The organism is Rhodosalinus sp. 5P4 (assembly GCF_041365695.1).
GTDB lineage: Bacteria > Pseudomonadota > Alphaproteobacteria > Rhodobacterales > Rhodobacteraceae > Rhodosalinus.
The window spans coordinates 19073-36765 of sequence record NZ_JBGFSJ010000007.1; the positions used below are offsets into that span (position 1 = coordinate 19073).

The following is a 17693-nucleotide window of genomic DNA, read 5'->3' on the forward strand; positions in this document are numbered from 1 at the left end:
GTCAACGTCACGGTGGCGCTGAGCACCGCGATCATGCCCGAAGGTCTTCTTGCCAGGGATCTGTCGGGGGACGATGCGGAGCTGGCCTTCGGTGCGGGGCTCGATGCGCTGCTGGACGTCCTCGATCGCTTCGACATTCGCGCGACATTCGCGGTCCCCGCGGTGATCGCCGCGGTCGAAGCGGACAGGGTTCGCCAGCTGGCCGAGGCCGGCCACGAGATTGCCGCGCTCGGCTTTCGGCATGAGGACCCGACGGAGCTTCCGCCGGACGTGGAGCGCGTGCGCCTCAGGGCGACTGCTTACGCCATCGGCGAAACCACGGGGAACGCCCCGGCCGGATGGTATGGCCTGCCCCGCCAGGGCGACAGGTATGCCGCGGGCTCGGTCAGCCCCAATACCGTCGATCTGCTGATAGACGAAGGATTCGAATATCTCGGAAACGGCATGGCGGACGATACGCCGCATTATTGGGTCACGGACCCCGAGCCGCCAAAGGCACTGGTCACGATGCCGTATTCCTATCATTCCGATGACCAGTTCTTTCTTCAGTTTCCGCCCCTCGCCCTGCGCGGCGGGTCCGGGATCGAGCACCCCGAGGTTCTTGCAAGCAATTGGCGTTCCGCTTTCGCGGCCCAATACGACAGAGGGCGCATGTTCACCATGACGCTGCACCCTCACATCATCGGGACGTTGCATCGGATAAGGATGCTCGAGGAGTTTCTCGCATCCGTGACGGAAAACGAAGACGTCTGGATCGCCACGGCGAAGCAGTGCGCCGATCACTGGCGCGCACAACATCCGCCGGAAACGCATTTGCGGCTCGAGCCCTCGATCTGGACGGAGTGAACCGGGCCAAGTCGAAATGAAACGAGAGCGAATTCGGCCGCGTATCATGACTTTCCCGGAATGCGGCCTTGCCTTGCCGCAGCGGCATTCCGGCATTTCGCAGCGTGTTTCGCCAGCGCCACCGAAGCCGTTTCGGCGAGGGCTCTGAAATCCGTGGACCGGCGCCGAGCCCGTCTTTTTCGACCCGGCGACTGACTTGAAAAGCCCCGTCACGGAAACCGCCGCGGGGGAGCGAAAGGGATGACATGAGCAGAATCGATGCGAGAGTGGGCCCCGGCCTGACCTTCGCGGCCGTCATCGCTGGCACGTCCGCCGGCGCACAGACGTTCGAGAACGATACCGGCGGATCGGTCCGCTTCTACGGGCAGGCGAGCCCCTCCTACCTGAGTTTCGACGACGGCGAGGAGACGACCGGCAAGATCGTCGACAATTCCAACTCCAACACCCGGTTCGGATTTGCCGTGACCCAGCCGATGTCTGACGGCGACCTTGTCTTCACCTTCGAGACGGGGCTCGGGTTTCGCCAAAGCGCTCTGCTCTCGCAGTCCAACACGCCCCCGACGCTCGATTGGCGTAGGACCGCCCTTCGCCGGCTCGAGGCCGCCTACACCGCCGACTTCGGGACACTTGCGATCGGTCAGGGGTTCATGGCGACGGACAATGTCGCGACACTCGATCCGTCGGGCACGGCGCTCGTCGTCTCGGTCGGGGTTTCGGACGCGGCCTTTGCATTCCGCGAAAAGTCCGGCGCACTTTCCGACGTCCGCGTCATCGACGCATTCAAGGAGCTCGATGGCGCGCGCCTGTTCAGGATCCGCTACGATACGCCGACCTATTCGGGCTTTTCCGGGGCGGTATCCTACGGGCGAAACGTGCTGGCCGAAGACGACGACACGGACTACTACGACATCGCGCTTCGCTGGTCCGGCACGCAGGGCGACTTCGCGCTGGCCGCGGCGGCGGGCTATGCCTGGGAAGACGAAGGCAACAGCAGGGCCCCCGGACTGAAACCGGGCGACGTCACGACGAACGAGCGCTACTCGGGTTCCTTCTCGCTGCTTCACACGCCGACCGGCCTCAATCTCAGCGCCTCGGCCGGGGGAGATCCCGACGGCGGCAACTACGGCTTCGTGAGGGCCGGATGGGTTTACGATGTCACGTCGCAGGGTCCGACCGCCCTCGCGGTCAGTTACTATGGCGGCAGCGACGTGGCCGAGGAAAACTCGTCGTCCGAGGGGGTCGGCTTCGCGGCGATGCAGACCTTCACCGATCTCGATCTCGACGTGTATCTGGGGTACCGGGAATACTACTACGACGACGATGCCGCATCCTACCAGGATGCAAGCTCGGTCTTCCTCGGCGCGCGCTTCAAGTTCTGACACCGCGGAAAAGCACGGAGACGCGCTCCGCCATGACCGGGCGCGGCGAAACGGGGCGGCGACGGGTGTTCCCGGCGTTCGTCCTGTCCTGCGGGGATGATCGGGGCCCCTCGCCGCCCATCGGCGGCGTCGCGCGCGCCCGGACGGCCCGCGCAGCCGGGCCGGGGCGGTGAGACGCCGGAGAGGTCAGCCGATACCAAAGCGAGGTCGTGCAGCCGCGGGCACTCGCCGCCGCCCGACCGGCTGACGGGTGCGTCCGCCCTGATGTCGGACCCCTCTGACACCCGCGGAGGTGCCGACCTGCCGTGACGGCCCCGAGATGCCTCGCGCAAGGATCACGGCGTCCTTTCGACAGGGGTAGCCCGCAGGATCCGGGCAGGCGCGCCGAAACATGGAGCGGAGGCGGCCACGCGCACCTTGAAAGTTTTCCTAACCGCTCAGGAAAGAAGTTTTAGATATTTGTTAGAAAAGATTACCGTTACCTTTCTGTTGCAATCGAAAGGAGCGGGCCTTGAACGATTCGACAGGGCAGATGACGGTGCAGGTCTGGCGCGGACGCGGCGGGGATGGCGATTTCGCGTCCTACGAGGTGCCCCGGCGGGACAGCCAGACAGTGCTGGACGTGGTCTCTTGGGTGCAGCAATACTCCGACCCGTCGCTGTCCTACCGCTTCGCGTGCCGGGTCGGCATGTGCGGCAGCTGCGCCATGATGGTGAACGGGCGTCCGCGCTGGACCTGCCGGACGCATGTCGACAAGGTGGCCGAGAACGGCCGGCTGGAGATCGCGCCTCTGCGCAACCTGCCGGTGGTGAAGGATCTCGTCGTGGACATGGCGCCGTTCTTCGACAAGTGGATCGAGGCCGAGGGCGTCTTCCATCCCTCGGCGACCCGCGAGGACGAGATCCCCCGCATCGACCCGGAGAGCGAACTGCGCCTCAGCGCCGACCAGGCGACCGAATGCATCAACTGCGCGGTCTGCTATGCTGCCTGCGATGTGGTGTCCTCGAACCCCGACTACCTCGGCCCCGCCGCGCTCAACCGCGCCTGGAGCCTCGTCAACGACGAGAAGGACGGTGCGCGCGCCGCCCGGCTCGACGCGGTGTCCGGCCCAGGCGGCTGCCACAACTGCCACTCGCACCAGAGCTGCGTCGAGTACTGCCCGAGCGAGCTGGTCCCCACCGCCTCCATCGCCGGTCTGAAACGGGAAACGACCCGACGGCTCCTCGGCCTGGGGAGGCGCTGACATGCTGGACGTCAGGCTCTATCTGCTGCAACGGATCAGCGCGCTGGTCATGGTCCCGCTCGTGCTGGGGCACATCGCGGTGATGATCTACGCCGTTCAGGGCGGGCTCAGTGCGGCGGAAATCCTCGGCCGCACCAGCGGCAGCGTGTTCTGGGCGCTCTTCTACGGTCTTTTCGTCGTCGCGGTCTCCCTCCACGCCGCGATCGGCCTGCGCGTGATCGCGTACGAGACGCTGGGGCTTGCGGGCGGAGGCCTGCGCGCCCTGACCTGGGGCGTCGGGGGCATCCTTCTCGCCATGGGGCTTTACGCCGTCTTCGCCGTGGTGGCGGCATGAGACGCCCGCACCGCTCTCACCCGCTCTGGTACGCGTTCGTGCTGCACCGCGTCTCCGGGCTCGCGCTGGCGCTCTTCCTGCCGGCGCATTTCCTGATCCTGTCGCTGGCGCTGACCTCGCCCGCCGCGCTCGACGGGTTCCTGCGCTGGACCGATTTCACCATGGTCAAGATCGCGGAGTTCGGGCTGGTGTTCCTGCTCGCGGCGCATCTCTTCGGCGGGCTGCGGCTGCTCGCCCTCGAGCTTCTGCCCTGGTCGCCCCGCCAGAAGGCGCTGGCCGCCGGCGCGGTGGCGGGATCGGTCTTCGTCTCCGGCACCTTTTTCCTGAACGCGGTGTGACGCCATGCTCGACAGGCACGACACGGATATCCTGATCATCGGCGCGGGCGGCGCGGGCCTCTTCGCGGCGCTCCATGCCCAGCGCGCCGCGCCCGACCGCAAGGTGACGATCGCGGTGAAGGGTCTGCTTGGAAAATGCGGCTGCACGCGCATGGTGCAGGGCGGGTACAACGTGGCGCTCGGCCATGGGGACAGCGTCGAGCGGCATTTCATGGACACGATCCGCGGCGGCAAGTGGCTGCCGAACCAGGACATGGCCTGGCGGCTGTGCAAGACCGCCGTGGAACGCATCACCGAGCTGGAGAACGAGGTCGGCTGCTTCTTCGACCGCAACACCGACGGCACGCTGCACCAGAAGGCTTTCGCCGGCCAGACCGCGGATCGCACCGTGCACAAGGGCGACCTGACCGGCATCGAGATCATCAACCGCCTGATGGAGCAGGTGCTCGCCCGGCCGGTCGAACGGATGGAGGAGCATCGCGCCGTGGGGCTGATCCCCGCCAAAGGGGGCGACGGGCTCGCCGGCGTGCTCTTCATCGACATCCGTACCGGGCGCTTCCGGTTCGTTCGCGCCAGGACGGTGCTGCTGGCCACGGGGGGCGGGCCGACGATGTACCGCTATCACACGCCCTCCGGCGACAAGTCGATGGACGGGCTGGCCATGGCGCTGCGCGCGGGCCTTCCGCTGCGCGACATGGAGATGGTGCAGTTCCATCCCACCGGGCTGCTGGCCGGCGAGGGCACCAGGATGACCGGAACGGTGCTCGAGGAGGGGCTGCGCGGCGCCGGCGGCCACCTGCTGAACGGTCACGGCGCGCGCTTCATGTTCGACTACGACGACAAGGGCGAACGGGCGACGCGCGACGTGGTCAGCCGGGCGATCTACGCCGAGATGCGCAAGAGCAACGCCTCGCCCTCGGGCGGTGTCTACATCTCGATGGCGCATCTCGGCCCCGACAATGTCCGCCAGAAGTTCAAGGGCATGGTCAAGCGCTGCGCCGACAGCGGCTTCGATCTGGCCGCGGGCCAGGTCGAGGTCGTGCCCACAGCGCATTATTTCATGGGCGGCATCGTCGTCGACCCGGACACGCGCACCGACATGCCCGGCCTCTTCGTCGCCGGAGAGGACGCCGGCGGCGCCCACGGCTCCAACCGGCTGGGCGGCAACGGGGTCGCCAACTCGACCGTCTATGGCGGCATCGCGGGCGACGTGATGGCCGCCGAGGCGCGCCGGGACGGGGCGCTGCGCGATCCCGACGAGGCCGCGATCGAGGCCGAGATCGCGCGCGCGCGCCATCCGCTGGGACGCAAGCCGGCGCCCGTGCAGCCGCTGCGCGACGGGCTGATGGACGCGATGTGGGAGGATGTCGGCGTCTTGCGCACGGCCGAGCGGCTGGAACGCGGGCTGGCGCAGGTGCGCGAGATCGGCGCCGAACTGCAGGAGACGGGCGTCGCGGGCGATGACCTCGGCTTCAACCTGACCTGGCACGACTGGCTGAACCTGCGCAGCCTCGTCGAGATTTCCGAGGTGATCGGCACCGCCGCGCTCTGGCGCGAAAACTCGCGCGGCGCGCATTTCCGCGAGGATTTCCCCGAAACCGGCGAACTGGAAACCTCCTATTTCACCGTGGCCCGCGCGGGGGCTTCGGGGCTCGATGTCTCGCGGGAGGACGTGGAGTTTTCCATCGTCCGCCCCGGCGAGTCGCTTCTGGAGGAGGACGCCGAGACCATGGTGGCAGCGCAATGATATCCATAGACCTCATCGAGAAGACGGCCGTCGAACTGATGCAGCGGGCGGCGATCGAGATCCCGGACGACTACCTCGAAGGGCTGAAGAAGACCGCGGCCGCGGAAGACGGCGACCTGTCCTCCTTCGTGCTTCAGGCCATGCTCGAGAACTACGAGGCCGCCAAGGAGGATCGCCGCGCCATGTGCGGCGACACCGGGTGTCCGCGCTGGTATGTCAAGATGGGCAACGACACCCGGATCGAGGGCGGTCCCGTCGCGCTGGAGACGGCACTGCGCCGCGCGACGGCGGCGTCCACGAACGGCGTGCCGCTCCGGCCCAACCGGGTCCATCCGCTCTGGCGCACCGACCACGACAACAATGTCGGCATCGGCGCGCCCGAGATCGAATACGGCTTCGAGCCCGGGGGCGAATGGATCGACCTCATCACGGTGCACAAGGGCGGGCTCTTCGGCACCGACTACCGGATGCTCTTTCCCAGCGACGGCATCGAGGGGATCAAGCGGTTCTACCTCGACTGCCTCGTGGCCTTCGGCAAGCGCGGGCTCGCCTGCCAGCCGGCGATCATCGGCATCGGCCTCGGCGGGTCCAAGGACACCTGCATGGTGCTGGGAAAGCGCGCGGCCTGCCTGCGCACGGTGGGCGACCGCAACCCGGACCCGAAGATCGCGGAGCTGGAGGAGGAGTTCAAGGAACTGGGCAATTCCATCGGCATGGGCGCGATGGGGTTCGTCGGCAAGTCGATGGTCGTCGATTGCCACATCGAGGTCGGCTACTGCCACACAGGCGGCATGCAGATGAGCGTTCACGCCTTCTGCCTGTCGTCGAGACGCGCGGTGGCGCGCGTCCATGCCGACGGGCGGGTCGAATACCGCACCGACCCGCAATGGTTCACGGATTTTCAACGCCGGGAGACGGTCGAATGGAAGGCACCGGAGGACAACCGACAAAGGTCCGCCTGAGCACAAACCCCTCTCGCGAGGCGTTGGAGGCGCTCAACATCGGCGACATCGTGTTTCTGGACGGGGTCGTCTACACGGCGCGGGAGGGCGTCTACAAGCGCGCCTGCGAGGACGGCGAGGCGCTTCCGCTGGACCTGCCCGCCGAAAGCGCGGCGAATTTCCACTGCTCGCCCGCCGCCGCGCAGGCCGAGGACGGCGCGCTGCGCATGGGCGCGGTCACGGCGACGGCCTCGTTCCGCTTTTCGAAATGGATCGGCAAGTGGTTCGAGATATCGGGCGCGAAACTGATCCTCGGAAAGGGCGGCATGAGCGCCCAGGACTACCGCACGCATTTCGTTCCGAACGGCGCGATCTACCTCACCACGGTCGGCTACGGGACCGGCGCCCTTCTCGGGCGCGGGGTGAAGCGTGTCCGCGCTCTTCACTGGCGTGAAGAGCTTGGCCTCGCTCAGGCCATGTGGGTGATCGAGGTGGAGAATTTCGGCCCGTTCATCGTCGAGAGCGACCTCAAGGGCAACAGCCTGTTCGAACGCGAGAACGAAAGGATCCGCGCCAATCTCGACGCGGTCTACGAGGGCACGCGCCCGGCGGTGCTCAAGCGCTTCGGCGAGACGGACGATCGCGGCGACGAGGTGATCTGAGCCGGCGCCGACGGAACGGCGCGCGGATACGGCGCGGACCGGAACGGGGATTTCCCATGGCAGAGACGACAGAGCGCCCGGCAGGCCCGGGCGCCGGCCTTATGCCGCGGCTTCGGTCGCGGGCACGCAGCCTCTTTCCCGGCCTGCTGATCGCCGCGACCGTGGCGATGGCCGCACGTTTCCTGTCGCTGCATCACGGCGCGCCGGTCATGCTGCTGGCGCTCCTGCTCGGCATGGCCTTCAACTTTCTCACCGAGGAGGCGGAGGGCCGGTGCGTGGCCGGGATCGAGTTCGCCTCGCGGACCCTGCTTCGCCTCGGCGTGGCGCTTCTGGGGCTGGGCATCACCGTGCAGCAGATCGCGGCGCTCGGCACCGGCGTCGTCGCGCTGACGGTGGCCGGTGTGGCGGGCACCATCGCCATGAGCCTGCTGTTGTCGCGCCTCGTCGGAAGGCGGGCGCGTTTCGCCCTGCTCACCGGGGGCGCGGTGGCCATCTGCGGCGCCTCCGCCGCGCTGGCGATCTCGTCCGTTCTGCCGCAGGGGCCGACGAAGGAACGCGACACCGTCTTCACCGTGATCGGTGTCACGGCGCTTTCGACCGTGGCCATGGTCGCCTACCCGCTCGTCGCGGCCGGGCTCGGCCTGAACGATTTGCAAGCCGGCATCTTTCTCGGCGCCACGATCCACGACGTCGCGCAGGTCGTCGGCGCGGGCTATTCCATCTCGCAGGAGGCGGGCGATACCGCCACGGTCGTGAAGCTCATGCGCGTGGCCCTCCTCGTGCCGGTGGTGGTCGGTCTTTCGCTTGTCTTCGCCTCCCGGCGCGACGGGGCGGGCCGGACCCCCCTGCCGATCCCCTTCTTCGTTCTGGGCTTCTGCGCACTTGTGGCGCTCGGATCCACCGGCCTCGTGCCCGAGGCCGTGCGGCAGACGGTGCTCGAGGCGTCGCGCTGGTGCCTCGTGATCGCGATCGCCGCGCTGGGGATGAAGACCTCGCTGAAGAAGCTGAAGGATGTCGGCCGCTCGGCCGTCGTGGTGATCTGCGGCCTCACCGTCGCGCTTGCCGTCGGCGTCCTCGCGGTGATCGAGGCCGGGCTCGTCTAGAGCGCCTCGCGCAGAAGAAGCACCACGCCCGAGACCAGCATCAGCACGATCACCAGGCGCCGGAACTGGCCGTCGCTCAGCCGCTTGAAGACGGCGATGCCGAGCTGCGCGCTGAGCATCGTGACCGGCAGGGCGATCAGCATGGCGACAAGCGAGCTGCGGCCGATGCCCCCGGTAAGCGCGAGCACGAGCGCCGAGAGGCCCAGGATCGCGACGTTGAAGGGTTGCAGCAGCGCGCGGCGCTCCGACTTGCCCCAGTTTCGCAGGGACGACCACATCGTCGGCAGCGCGCCCGAAAGCCCCGCGAGCGCCCCGAGAACGCCACTTGCGAACCCAACGCCGGCGTCGATCACCGGGGTGGGCCGGGAAATGTTCGGCAGATCGCGGCGAAAGGCGAGAAAGCCACCGTAGATGACGAGAAACACCGCGATGACGATCTTGAGCGGCTGCGCCTCGATCTCGCTCAGAAGCATCAGCCCCAGCGGCACGCCCGCCACCGCCGGCAGCAGGAAGCGCAGAAGCCGCGGCCAGTCGATGGACCGGCGCACCAGCGCCACCCCCTGAAGGCCGCTGGCGACCGACATCACCAGGGCCACGGGCACCGCCTGCGCCGGCGGCATGATCTGAAGCCACCAGCCCAGCGCGAAAAGCGAGGTGCCGAAACCCGCCAGCCCGTTGATGAAGCCGCCGCTGGCCGCGCCGGCGGCGATGATCAGGATCGTCTCGGGCGCCATGGATCAGCGCGGGTCCGCGAGGATGCGATGCAGCAGCGCGGAGAGCTCGGGCCCGTGTTCCGATCCGAACAGGAACTGGGCATGCGCCTCGCCGGGGAAGACATGCAGCTCCTTCGGGTCGGGCGCCGCCGCGTGAAAGCCCGCCACGTCCTCGAAGCACGACTCGTCGCGGCTGACGATGAAATGCACCTCTGCGGCGCGCAGCGCCTCGGGCCGCGCCATCGCGCGCGGCGCCATCAGCACGAGCCTGTCGATCTCGCCGGCCATGGCCTCAGACACGGCCTTCGCCGCGGCGATGGCGCCCATGGAGGCGCCGACGATCGACACCGAGGCGGCGTTCCGGTCCCGCAGGGCGGCACAGGCGCCTGCGACATCGGCGGCATACCCGGCGGGGGCCTCGCCCTCGCCCGACCCGCCATAGCCCCGGAAGTTTGGAACCAGAACGGTGAGGCCGCGCCCGGACAGGCCGCGCGCGGTGTCCGCCCAGCTTTCCTTGTCGAAGACCTTGCCGTGAAGCAGGACGACGGCCCGCGCCCCGCCGGGATAAAGATCGGCCTCGAGCGGCACCCCGTCCGTCGCGGCCAGAGAAATCGTCTGCATGCGGTGGTCTCCTTGCTGTCAACCGATGGTCGGGGGAATGGCGGCCGGGTCGAAGCGCCCGACCTCGATCGCCTTGTCGAGGCGGCGGATCAACTCGTCGAGCACGCGGCGCTTCACGGTATCGGCGCGCGACAGCAGCCCCAGATGCCGCATCGGCGCGCCTTCCGGAAGCGACAGGCGGCGCAACGCCAGGTCGTGCGGGGGCAGCACGCAGCGCCGGGGCGCGATCGACACGCCGAGGTTGGCCGCCACCATCCCGAAGATGATGTCCAGGTTCTCCAGCTCCATGCTGTCGCGCACCTCGATGCCCTGCTTCTGCAGCCATGTCTCGATCATGCCCCCGACGACGGCTCGCCGCGAGAAGCGGATGAACGGATACCGTTCGAGGAGTGTGCGTGCGTCCTCGCCCTCGACGTCCCTGGCGGCGAGCAGTTCCAGCGGCTCCACGGCAAGCTCGCGCCAGTCCAGCCGCTCGCGCGTCCAGCTCGGCCGCGTGACGATGGCCGCATCGAGCGCGCCGCGCTCGACCTGCTCGACCAGCGCGATGGTCTCGCCGGGGACCACGCGGACATGCAGCTCGGGGTAGTCGCGTTTCAGCATCGCCATCGAGAAGGGCATCAGCCCCGTGAGGGAGGTCGGAACGGCGCCGATCGTGACCTCGCCGCTCAGGCCGCTGTCGCCCAGGACCATCGGCACCATGCGGTCGTAGGCGGCCACGACCTCGCGGGCCTGCGCGACGAGCGCGCGGCCCACCGGGGTCAGATCGGAGCTGCGGCGCGACCGGTCGAAAAGCTGCACCTGCCACTCCGCCTCGAGCGACTTCATCTGCTGGCTGACCGCGGCATGGGTGACGAAAACCGCCTCGGCCGCGGCGCTGAACGTGCCGTGATCGGCGACCGCGATCAATGTGCGCAGGTTCCGGATCGACATGTCTCGGCCCCATTCCGTAAGCGGAGCTTTCAGTTTTCTAAAGCGATTATGCTTTGTGGAAGGAGTAACTTACTTTTAGTGTGTGTCAATGCGCCACATAATGCTGGCCTGGATGGGTTGGGAGGCCCGTTCCGAATTTCGAAAACGGGAGGAGACTAACGTGAAAAAGCTGGTGAAAACCGCTGTTGCCACAGCCGTGCTCGGGCTCGCGGCGGGCGCCGCGACGGCCGAATACCCCGAACGCCCGGTGAACATGGTCATCCCCTATGGCCCGGGCGGTGCGACCGACATTTCCGCCCGCACCCTCGCCGAGCCGCTGGCCGAGGCCGTGGGCTCGCCCCTCGTCATGGTGAACCGCACCGGCGCGGGCGGCGCGACCGGGTCCGTCGCCGTGCAGAACGCGCAGCCCGACGGCTACACGCTGCTCTTCGCGCGCGTCGGATCGCACACCGTGAACCCGGCGATGAAGGCGACGCTGCCCTACACGCTGGACGATTTCCGCTTCGTCGGCGTCTACGAGATCAACCCCGTGGCCTGCGCGGTGCGTCAGGACTCGGACATCCAGAGCATGGAGGACCTGATCGCCGAGGTCGAGGCGAACCCGGGCCGCGTCAGCTACAGCTCGTCGGGCGTGGGCTCGCTGCTGCACCTGTCCGGGGCCTACGTTCTGCGCGAGTTCGGCATCGAGGATCCGCTGACTGCGGCCGTGCACCTGCCCTTCGACGGCGGCGGCGCGGCGGCCACCGCGGTTCTCAACGGCACCGCCACCTTCATCTGCACGAACTCTTCGGCGCTGGCGAGCTTCGTGGCGAACGAACAGCTGCGGCCCCTTCTCGTGACCACGGCCGAGCCGGTGCCGGGCTTCGACGCGCCGACCTCGGCGGATCTCGAGATGCCCGCGCTGGAGCAGCTCGTCGGCTGGACCGGCATCGCCGGCCCCACCGGACTGCCGGACGAGGTCGCGGCCAAGTGGGGTGACTGGCTTGCCGAGGCGACCGCGAACCAGACGTTCCGCGAGCAGATGGAAGCGCGCGGGTCGGTCATCGAGCTGATGTCCCCCGAAGAAGGCGAAGCCTTCATCCGCGGCCAGTACGAGGTCTTCCGTGACCTCGTGGACGAGCTTGGAATGCGGATCGAGGGCTGACGCAGCCCCACCGCCCACGCCGCGCCGGTCCGTCCGGCGCGGCACGTCCCGCCCGGTTCCGAGGCCTTTCACCATGCTAAAATCGGTCCAGTTCCAGGTCGGCGCCGCGGCCGTCCTCATGTCGGGGGTCCTGTTGCTTTACGGAATTCCGACATGGGTTTCCGTGCCGACGAACGTCTCCCGCATCGTCCTGTCGCCGGCCTTCTGGCCCTACGCGATCTCCGGCGTGCTCATGGCCTGCGGGCTTGCGCTCGTCTCGCTGGCGCGCAGCGAGGTGGCACAGCCGGTCGAGGTCGGTGACGCGCCTCCGGGCGGCGCGCTGCGCCTTGCGGCGATGGCGGTCGTGATGGTGGCGTATGTCGCGGCGCTGCCGCTTCTGGGCATGGTGTGGGCCTCGATGGCGGCCTTCGCGGTCTCGGCCTTCGTGATGCACACACGCCACCCCCTGGCCGCGCTGATCTGCGCCGTCTGCATTCCGCTCCTGCTTTACGGGTTCTTCGCGCATGTCGCCTCCGTCGCCGTACCGCAGGGCCTGTTCGTGAGACTGCCATGAGCCTGCTCGACAACCTGGCCCTGGGCCTTTCGGTCGTCGCGAACGTCGAAAGCCTTCTCGCGCTGGCGGGCGGCATCTGCATAGGTGTGTTCGCGGGCGCGATCCCGGGCATGTCGGCGACGATGGCCGTCGCGCTCACCCTGCCCTTCACGTTCTCCATGCCGCCGATCATCGGCATCCTGCTGCTTCTCGGCGTCTACAAGGGCGGCATCTTCGGCGGGTCCATTCCCGCGATCCTGATCAAGACGCCCGGCACACCCGCCTCGAGCGCGACGACGCTCGACGGCTATCCGCTCGCGGCGAAGGGAGAGGCCGGGCGCGCGCTGTCGATGGCGCTCTACGCCTCCTGCACGGCCGACGTGATCTCGAACCTGGCGCTGATCCTGTTCGCCGGGTTCCTCGCCTCCTTCGCGCTGAACTTCGGCCCGCCGGAATTCTTCACGCTGATCCTGTTCTCGCTCACGATCATCGCGGGCGTTTCGGGCGACAGCCTCATCAAGGGCATCTTCAGCGCGCTGCTGGGGCTGCTCTTCGCCACGATCGGGCTCGATCTCGTCTACGGCACGAACCGTTTCACGTTCGGCGATCCCAACCTCATGGGCGGGCTGAACTTCATCGCCGTGCTGATCGGCCTCTTCGCGATCCCCGAGATCCTGACCATGGCCCGCGACCCGCGCCCCCGCGACGGGGAGACCCGCGCGCTCGGCCGAAAGGGCGTCAGCTTCGCCGAGTACCGCAAGAGCTTCCGCACGATCGTGCGCGGCAGTTTCATCGGCGTCTTCCTGGGCAGCATCCCCGGGATCGGCGCCGCGCCCGCGGCGTTCCTGTCCTACAGCGAGGCGCGGCGCAAATCGCCCAACAAGGCGAATTTCGGCAAGGGCGAGATCGAGGGCGTGGCCGCCTCGGAGGCGGGCAACAACGGTGTCGCCGGCGCGACGCTGATCCCGCTTCTGGCGCTGGGCGTGCCGGGGGACGTCATCACCGCCATCATCATCGGCGCCTTCATGGTCCACGGGCTTCAGCCCGGCCCGATGATGTTCGTGATGAACGTCGACATCATCTACGGCATGTTCATGGGGCTGATCGTCAGTTCGGTCATCCTGCTGGCCGTGGGCTCGGCCGCGATCCGCGCCTTCCGCTACGTGGCCGACATACCGCGCGGCATCCTTTTCCCCGCGGTTCTGGTGCTTTGCGTCTATGGCGGCTACGCGGTGAACAACTCCATCTTCGACGTGGGCGTGATGTTCGCGATGGGCTGGCTGGGTTACCTGATGCTGATCTACGGGGTGCCCGCCGCGCCGTTCCTGATCGCCTTCATCCTCGGCCCGCTCCTCGAGAACAATTTCCGCCAATCGATGCTGATGTCCGGCGGCGACGCGACGATCCTCGCGCGCGGGCCGATCACCTGGTTCTTCTGGGGACTCACGATCATAACCATCGTGGCGATCCTGCGGGCCGGGCTGAAAGGCCGCGGCGCGGCGCCGGTCGAAGAGGTCCGTGCGGGCGCGCAGGACGAGACGACGGTGCGCCGGGACGCCCAGGACACGAAAAGCTGAGAAGAAGACCGCCCGCGCGGCGGCCTGGAAGGAGACGCGCATGGCTCGCCGCGGGGCGGATATTCTTGTCGAAACGCTGGCGGCGGCGGGCATCCGGCGCATCTTCAGTCTTTCGGGCAACCAGATCATGCCGGTCTACGACGCCTGTCTCGATGCCGGGATAGAGATCATGCACACGCGCCACGAGAACGCCTGCGTCTTCATGGCGGAGGCCTGGGCGCAACTCACCGGCGAGGTGGGCGTCGCCCTGGTCACCGCCGCCCCGGGCTTCGCGAATGCCGCCGGGGCGGTCTACAGCGCGCGCTGTTCCGAAAGCCCGGTGCTCCTGCTTTCCGGGGACTCGCCGCTCGACCAGGACGGGCGCGGCGCCTTCCAGGAACTCGATCAGTGCGCCGTGGCCGCGCCCCTCGTCAAGGCCACCGCGCGCCCCGCCTCCACCGCGGCCCTGGCCGAGGCGGCGAAGGCGGCGTTGCAAACCGCGGCGTCGGGGCGGCCCGGACCCGTCCACCTCGCCCTGGCGGCAGATGTCCTGACCGCCCCGGCCGAGGGGCTGGTGACTGCGCCGGGGGGCGCCAGTGCAGGAACGCCGCCCACGGACGACGCGCTGGACGACCTGCGCGACCGGCTGGCCGCCGCGAAGCGGCCCGCGATCCTGACCGGACCCGCGCTGAACCGCACCCGGGCCGGCGCGCTGCTGCGCGACCTCGAAGACGCGACGGGGGCCGCGGTACTGCCGCTCGAAAGCCCCCGCGGCCTGAAGGATCCGGCGCTCGGCGATCTTGCCGCCGCGCTGCGCGAGGCCGACCTGATCGTGTCGCTCGGCAAGCAGATCGATTTCACCCTCGCCTTCGGCGCGGAGGATCGCGTCGCACCGGGCTGCCCCTTCGTCGTCGTGGACGCCGAGCAGGCCGCCCTCGACCGCGCCAGCCGCAATCTCGGCGCGCGGCTTGCCCTGGCCCTCGACGCCGACCCCCGCGCCACTGCCCACGCGCTCACCCGGGACCGCTTGCGCGACACGCGCGAGGCCTGGCGGCACCGGGTGGCGGAGGCGACGGCCGCGCGCGCGGCGCGGCCGGGCGGGCCGGGGATCACCCCGGATCTGCTCTGCGACGCGGTGCAACGCCGGATTTCCGCGGCGCCCGCATCGGTGACAATCTGCGACGGCGGCGAGTTCGGCCAATGGGCGCAGGCGCTGACTTGGTCGGACGCGCGCGTGATCAACGGGCCCTCGGGCGCGATCGGCGGCGGGCTGCCGCAGGCCGTGGCGGCGGCGCTCGCCCGTCCGGACGCCACGGTCTTCGCACTCATGGGCGACGGGACGGCGGGCTTTCACCTTCCCGAGTTCGAGACAGCGGTGCGCGCGGGCGCGCGCTTCGTGGCCGTGATCGGCAACGACCGGGTCTGGAACGCCGAACACCAGATCCAGCTTCGCGACTACGGCCCGGACCGGCTGATCGGGTGTGACCTCAGCGGTGCACGCTACGATCTCGCCGCCGCCGCGCTCGGGGCGCATGGCGAATACGTCACCCGGCCCGAAGGGCTGGACGCGGCGCTCGACCGGGCGCTCGCCTCCGGCCGTCCGGCCTGCGTCAACGTGGAGATCGAGGGGCTGCCGGCACCGGCCGGCCCGGGACATTGAGCGACGACGCCCAGATCATCGAGCGGATCGAGGCGCGGGTCTACCGCGTGCCGGTGGCGCGGCCCGTGGCGACCTCGTTCGGCGTGATGCGCGACCGTCCGGCCGTCTTCGTGAAGATCACCGCCGCGTCCGGGGCCTTCGGCTGGGGCGAGGTTTTCGCGAACTGGCCCGCGGCGGGGGCCGAGCACCGCGCGCGCCTGCTGATGGAGGACATGGGCGATCTGCTGCCGGGCCGCAGGGTCGAACACCCGGCCCGGACCTTTCACGAGCTGGAGCGCGCAACCCGCATCCGCGCCCTGCAATGCGGCGAATGGGGCCCGTTCCGACAGGTGATCGCGGGCATCGACACGGCGCTCAGCGACCTCTTCGCGCGTGCCGCCGGCCAGCCGATGCGGACCTGGCTCGACGCGTCGGCGGGCGCCAGCGTGCCCGCCTACGCCAGCGGCATCGCGGTGCACGACGCGCAGGAGGCGCTCGCCACGGCCCGCGCCGCCGGCTACCGCGCCTTCAAGGTCAAGGTCGGCTTCGACGCGGTCCGCGACCTCGAGGCGCTGCACGCGCTTCGCCTCGCCCCGGGCGAGCGCCTCTTCGCGGACGCGAACCAGGCCTGGACGCTCCCCGAGGCGCTGCGCTTCGTCGAAGCGGGCCGCGCGCTCGGCCTGGGCTGGCTCGAAGAGCCCCTGCCCGCCGATGCGCCCCCCGCCGACTGGGCGGACCTCGCCCGCGCCTCCTCGATCCCGTTGGCCGGCGGGGAGAACATCGCCGGGCATGACGCCTTCGACGCGGCCATCGCATCGCGCAGCTTCGCCTACCTGCAACCCGATCTCGCGAAATGGGGCGGCGTGTCCGGCAATCTTGCCGTGGCGCGCGCGATCGGGGCAGCGGGCCTGACCTATTGCCCGCATTTCCTGGGCGGCGGGATCGGGCTCCTGGCCTCCGCGCATCTGCTTGCGGCGGCGGGCGGCGACGGGCTTCTGGAAATCGACGCGAACCCGAACCCGCTCCGCGAGGCGTTCCCCGGCGCGGGGATCCTCGGGGACGGGCGACTTCACCTTTCCGATGCGCCCGGGCTCGGCATCGACGCCCTGCCCGAGGAGATCGGGCGCTACCTCACGCTCGAGCTGTCGAGGACCCGCGATGGCTGATCTGGCGGGGCTGAATGCCGGGTTGCTGGCACTCGTCCTTGCGACCTATCTGCTCGCGGGGACGATCAAGGGGGTCACCGGGCTGGGATTCCCGGCGATCTGCATCGGCCTCACGACACTCTTCCTGGACCCGCGCACGGCGATCGCGCTCGTTCTCTTTCCGATGATCGTCTCGAATTTCTGGCAGATCTGGCGGGCCGGAGAGATCCTGCGCGCGGCGCGCGACTACGCGCCCTTCGCCGCGGTGATGATGATCGGCGCCTTCGCCATGGCGCTCTTCGCCGCCGGCGCGTCGGACCGGCTTCTTTACGCCGTCACCGGGATCGCCTTCGTGCTTTTCGTCCTGGTCAACCTCACCGTCGACCTGCCGCCGCTGCCGGACCGCTACGACAGGGCCGCGCAACTCGGCTTCGGCGCGAGCGCCGGCATTCTCGGCGGGCTGACCGCGATCTGGGCGCCGCCGATCGCGATCTATCTTTCCGCGCGCCACCGCACCGGCGACGAGTTCGTGCGGGCCTCGGGGCTTCTGATCAGCCTGGGCTCTCTCCCCCTCATCGCGGGCTACGCCACGAGCGGCACGCTGACCGGGGGCCTCGCGCTCGGCTCGGCGGCGCTCGTGGTGCCCGCGCTCATGGGCTTTCGTGTGGGCGAGATGACGCGCGCGTATCTTTCGCCCGGCCTGTTCCGAAAGGTGTCTCTTGCACTTTTCCTGCTGCTCGGGCTCAACCTTCTGCGCAAGGCGCTCATGGAATGAAGGCTTACGGGCCGAACCGCGACAAGACCGACCAGACCGTAACGA

General features: G+C 68.9%; 18 protein-coding genes. 15 read left to right on the forward strand and 3 right to left on the reverse strand.

Annotation, left to right across the window (positions count from 1 at the left end; all coding sequences use genetic code 11):
* Window positions 1–12 precede the first annotated feature (12 nt).
* The 9 genes from AB6A69_RS13475 (at window position 13) to AB6A69_RS13515 (ending at window position 8593) form a co-directional block, all read left to right on the forward strand.
* Window positions 13–846: a polysaccharide deacetylase family protein gene (locus AB6A69_RS13475; RefSeq protein WP_371054452.1), complete on the forward strand. Its 834-nt coding sequence runs from the start codon at window positions 13–15 to the stop codon at window positions 844–846.
* 245 nt (window positions 847–1091) lie between these two features.
* Window positions 1092–2225: a porin gene (locus AB6A69_RS13480; RefSeq protein ID WP_371061166.1), complete on the forward strand. Its 1134-nt coding sequence runs from the start codon at window positions 1092–1094 to the stop codon at window positions 2223–2225.
* Between the two features lie 511 nt (window positions 2226–2736).
* Complete coding sequence (locus AB6A69_RS13485) at window positions 2737–3468, forward strand: succinate dehydrogenase/fumarate reductase iron-sulfur subunit (RefSeq protein WP_371061167.1); 732 nt, start codon at window positions 2737–2739, stop codon at window positions 3466–3468.
* Window position 3469: 1 nt separating this feature from the next.
* Window positions 3470–3802: a succinate dehydrogenase gene (locus tag AB6A69_RS13490; RefSeq protein ID WP_371037783.1), complete on the forward strand. Its 333-nt coding sequence runs from the start codon at window positions 3470–3472 to the stop codon at window positions 3800–3802.
* A complete protein-coding gene (locus tag AB6A69_RS13495; RefSeq protein ID WP_371037784.1) occupies window positions 3799–4140 on the forward strand; it encodes a succinate dehydrogenase in 342 nt (113 codons plus the stop codon). The genes AB6A69_RS13490 and AB6A69_RS13495 overlap by 4 nt, the downstream gene beginning before the upstream one ends.
* A gap of 4 nt (window positions 4141–4144) precedes the next feature.
* Window positions 4145–5887: an L-aspartate oxidase gene (locus AB6A69_RS13500; RefSeq protein WP_371061168.1), complete on the forward strand. Its 1743-nt coding sequence runs from the start codon at window positions 4145–4147 to the stop codon at window positions 5885–5887.
* A complete protein-coding gene (locus AB6A69_RS13505; RefSeq protein ID WP_371061169.1) occupies window positions 5884–6849 on the forward strand; it encodes a fumarate hydratase in 966 nt (321 codons plus the stop codon). Before AB6A69_RS13500 ends, AB6A69_RS13505 begins: the two co-directional genes overlap by 4 nt.
* Window positions 6810–7490, forward strand: coding sequence for a fumarate hydratase C-terminal domain-containing protein (locus tag AB6A69_RS13510; RefSeq protein WP_371061170.1), 681 nt, complete (start codon window positions 6810–6812; stop codon window positions 7488–7490). Before AB6A69_RS13505 ends, AB6A69_RS13510 begins: the two co-directional genes overlap by 40 nt.
* A 56-nt stretch (window positions 7491–7546) precedes the next feature.
* Entirely contained in the window at window positions 7547–8593 is a 1047-nt protein-coding gene (locus AB6A69_RS13515) for a YeiH family protein (RefSeq protein ID WP_371061171.1), read from the forward strand.
* Here AB6A69_RS13515 and AB6A69_RS13520 read toward each other — a convergent pair.
* Genes AB6A69_RS13520 through AB6A69_RS13530 form a run of 3 tightly spaced genes read right to left on the reverse strand, consistent with a single transcriptional unit; the run spans window position 8590 to window position 10857 of the window.
* Entirely contained in the window at window positions 8590–9327 is a 738-nt protein-coding gene (locus AB6A69_RS13520; protein WP_371061172.1) for a sulfite exporter TauE/SafE family protein, read from the reverse strand. The genes AB6A69_RS13515 and AB6A69_RS13520 overlap by 4 nt on opposite strands.
* Before the next feature lie 3 nt (window positions 9328–9330).
* Complete coding sequence (locus tag AB6A69_RS13525; RefSeq protein WP_371054456.1) at window positions 9331–9927, reverse strand: alpha/beta hydrolase; 597 nt, start codon at window positions 9925–9927, stop codon at window positions 9331–9333.
* Between the two features lie 18 nt (window positions 9928–9945).
* Complete coding sequence (locus AB6A69_RS13530; protein WP_371054457.1) at window positions 9946–10857, reverse strand: LysR substrate-binding domain-containing protein; 912 nt, start codon at window positions 10855–10857, stop codon at window positions 9946–9948.
* Between the two features lie 160 nt (window positions 10858–11017).
* On the opposite strand from AB6A69_RS13530, the gene AB6A69_RS13535 reads away from it, so the two are divergent.
* From AB6A69_RS13535 to AB6A69_RS13560, 6 genes are all read left to right on the forward strand, one after another.
* A complete protein-coding gene (locus AB6A69_RS13535; protein ID WP_371037792.1) occupies window positions 11018–12001 on the forward strand; it encodes a tripartite tricarboxylate transporter substrate binding protein in 984 nt (327 codons plus the stop codon).
* A 73-nt stretch (window positions 12002–12074) separates the two neighbouring features.
* Window positions 12075–12554, forward strand: a complete 480-nt coding sequence (locus AB6A69_RS13540) for a tripartite tricarboxylate transporter TctB family protein (protein ID WP_371061173.1) — start codon at window positions 12075–12077, stop codon at window positions 12552–12554.
* Window positions 12551–14110, forward strand: coding sequence for a tripartite tricarboxylate transporter permease (locus tag AB6A69_RS13545; protein WP_371054459.1), 1560 nt, complete (start codon window positions 12551–12553; stop codon window positions 14108–14110). Before AB6A69_RS13540 ends, AB6A69_RS13545 begins: the two co-directional genes overlap by 4 nt.
* A 40-nt stretch (window positions 14111–14150) precedes the next feature.
* The gene (locus AB6A69_RS13550; protein WP_371061174.1) at window positions 14151–15749 is read left to right on the forward strand and encodes a thiamine pyrophosphate-binding protein; all 1599 of its coding nucleotides are present in this window, start codon (window positions 14151–14153) and stop codon (window positions 15747–15749) included.
* Window positions 15746–16894 (forward strand): mandelate racemase/muconate lactonizing enzyme family protein, encoded by a 1149-nt coding sequence (locus AB6A69_RS13555; protein ID WP_371061175.1) that lies wholly within the window; start codon window positions 15746–15748, stop codon window positions 16892–16894. Before AB6A69_RS13550 ends, AB6A69_RS13555 begins: the two co-directional genes overlap by 4 nt.
* Window positions 16887–17648 (forward strand): sulfite exporter TauE/SafE family protein, encoded by a 762-nt coding sequence (locus tag AB6A69_RS13560; RefSeq protein WP_371061176.1) that lies wholly within the window; start codon window positions 16887–16889, stop codon window positions 17646–17648. Before AB6A69_RS13555 ends, AB6A69_RS13560 begins: the two co-directional genes overlap by 8 nt.
* The last annotated feature ends 45 nt before the right edge of the window (window positions 17649–17693 follow it).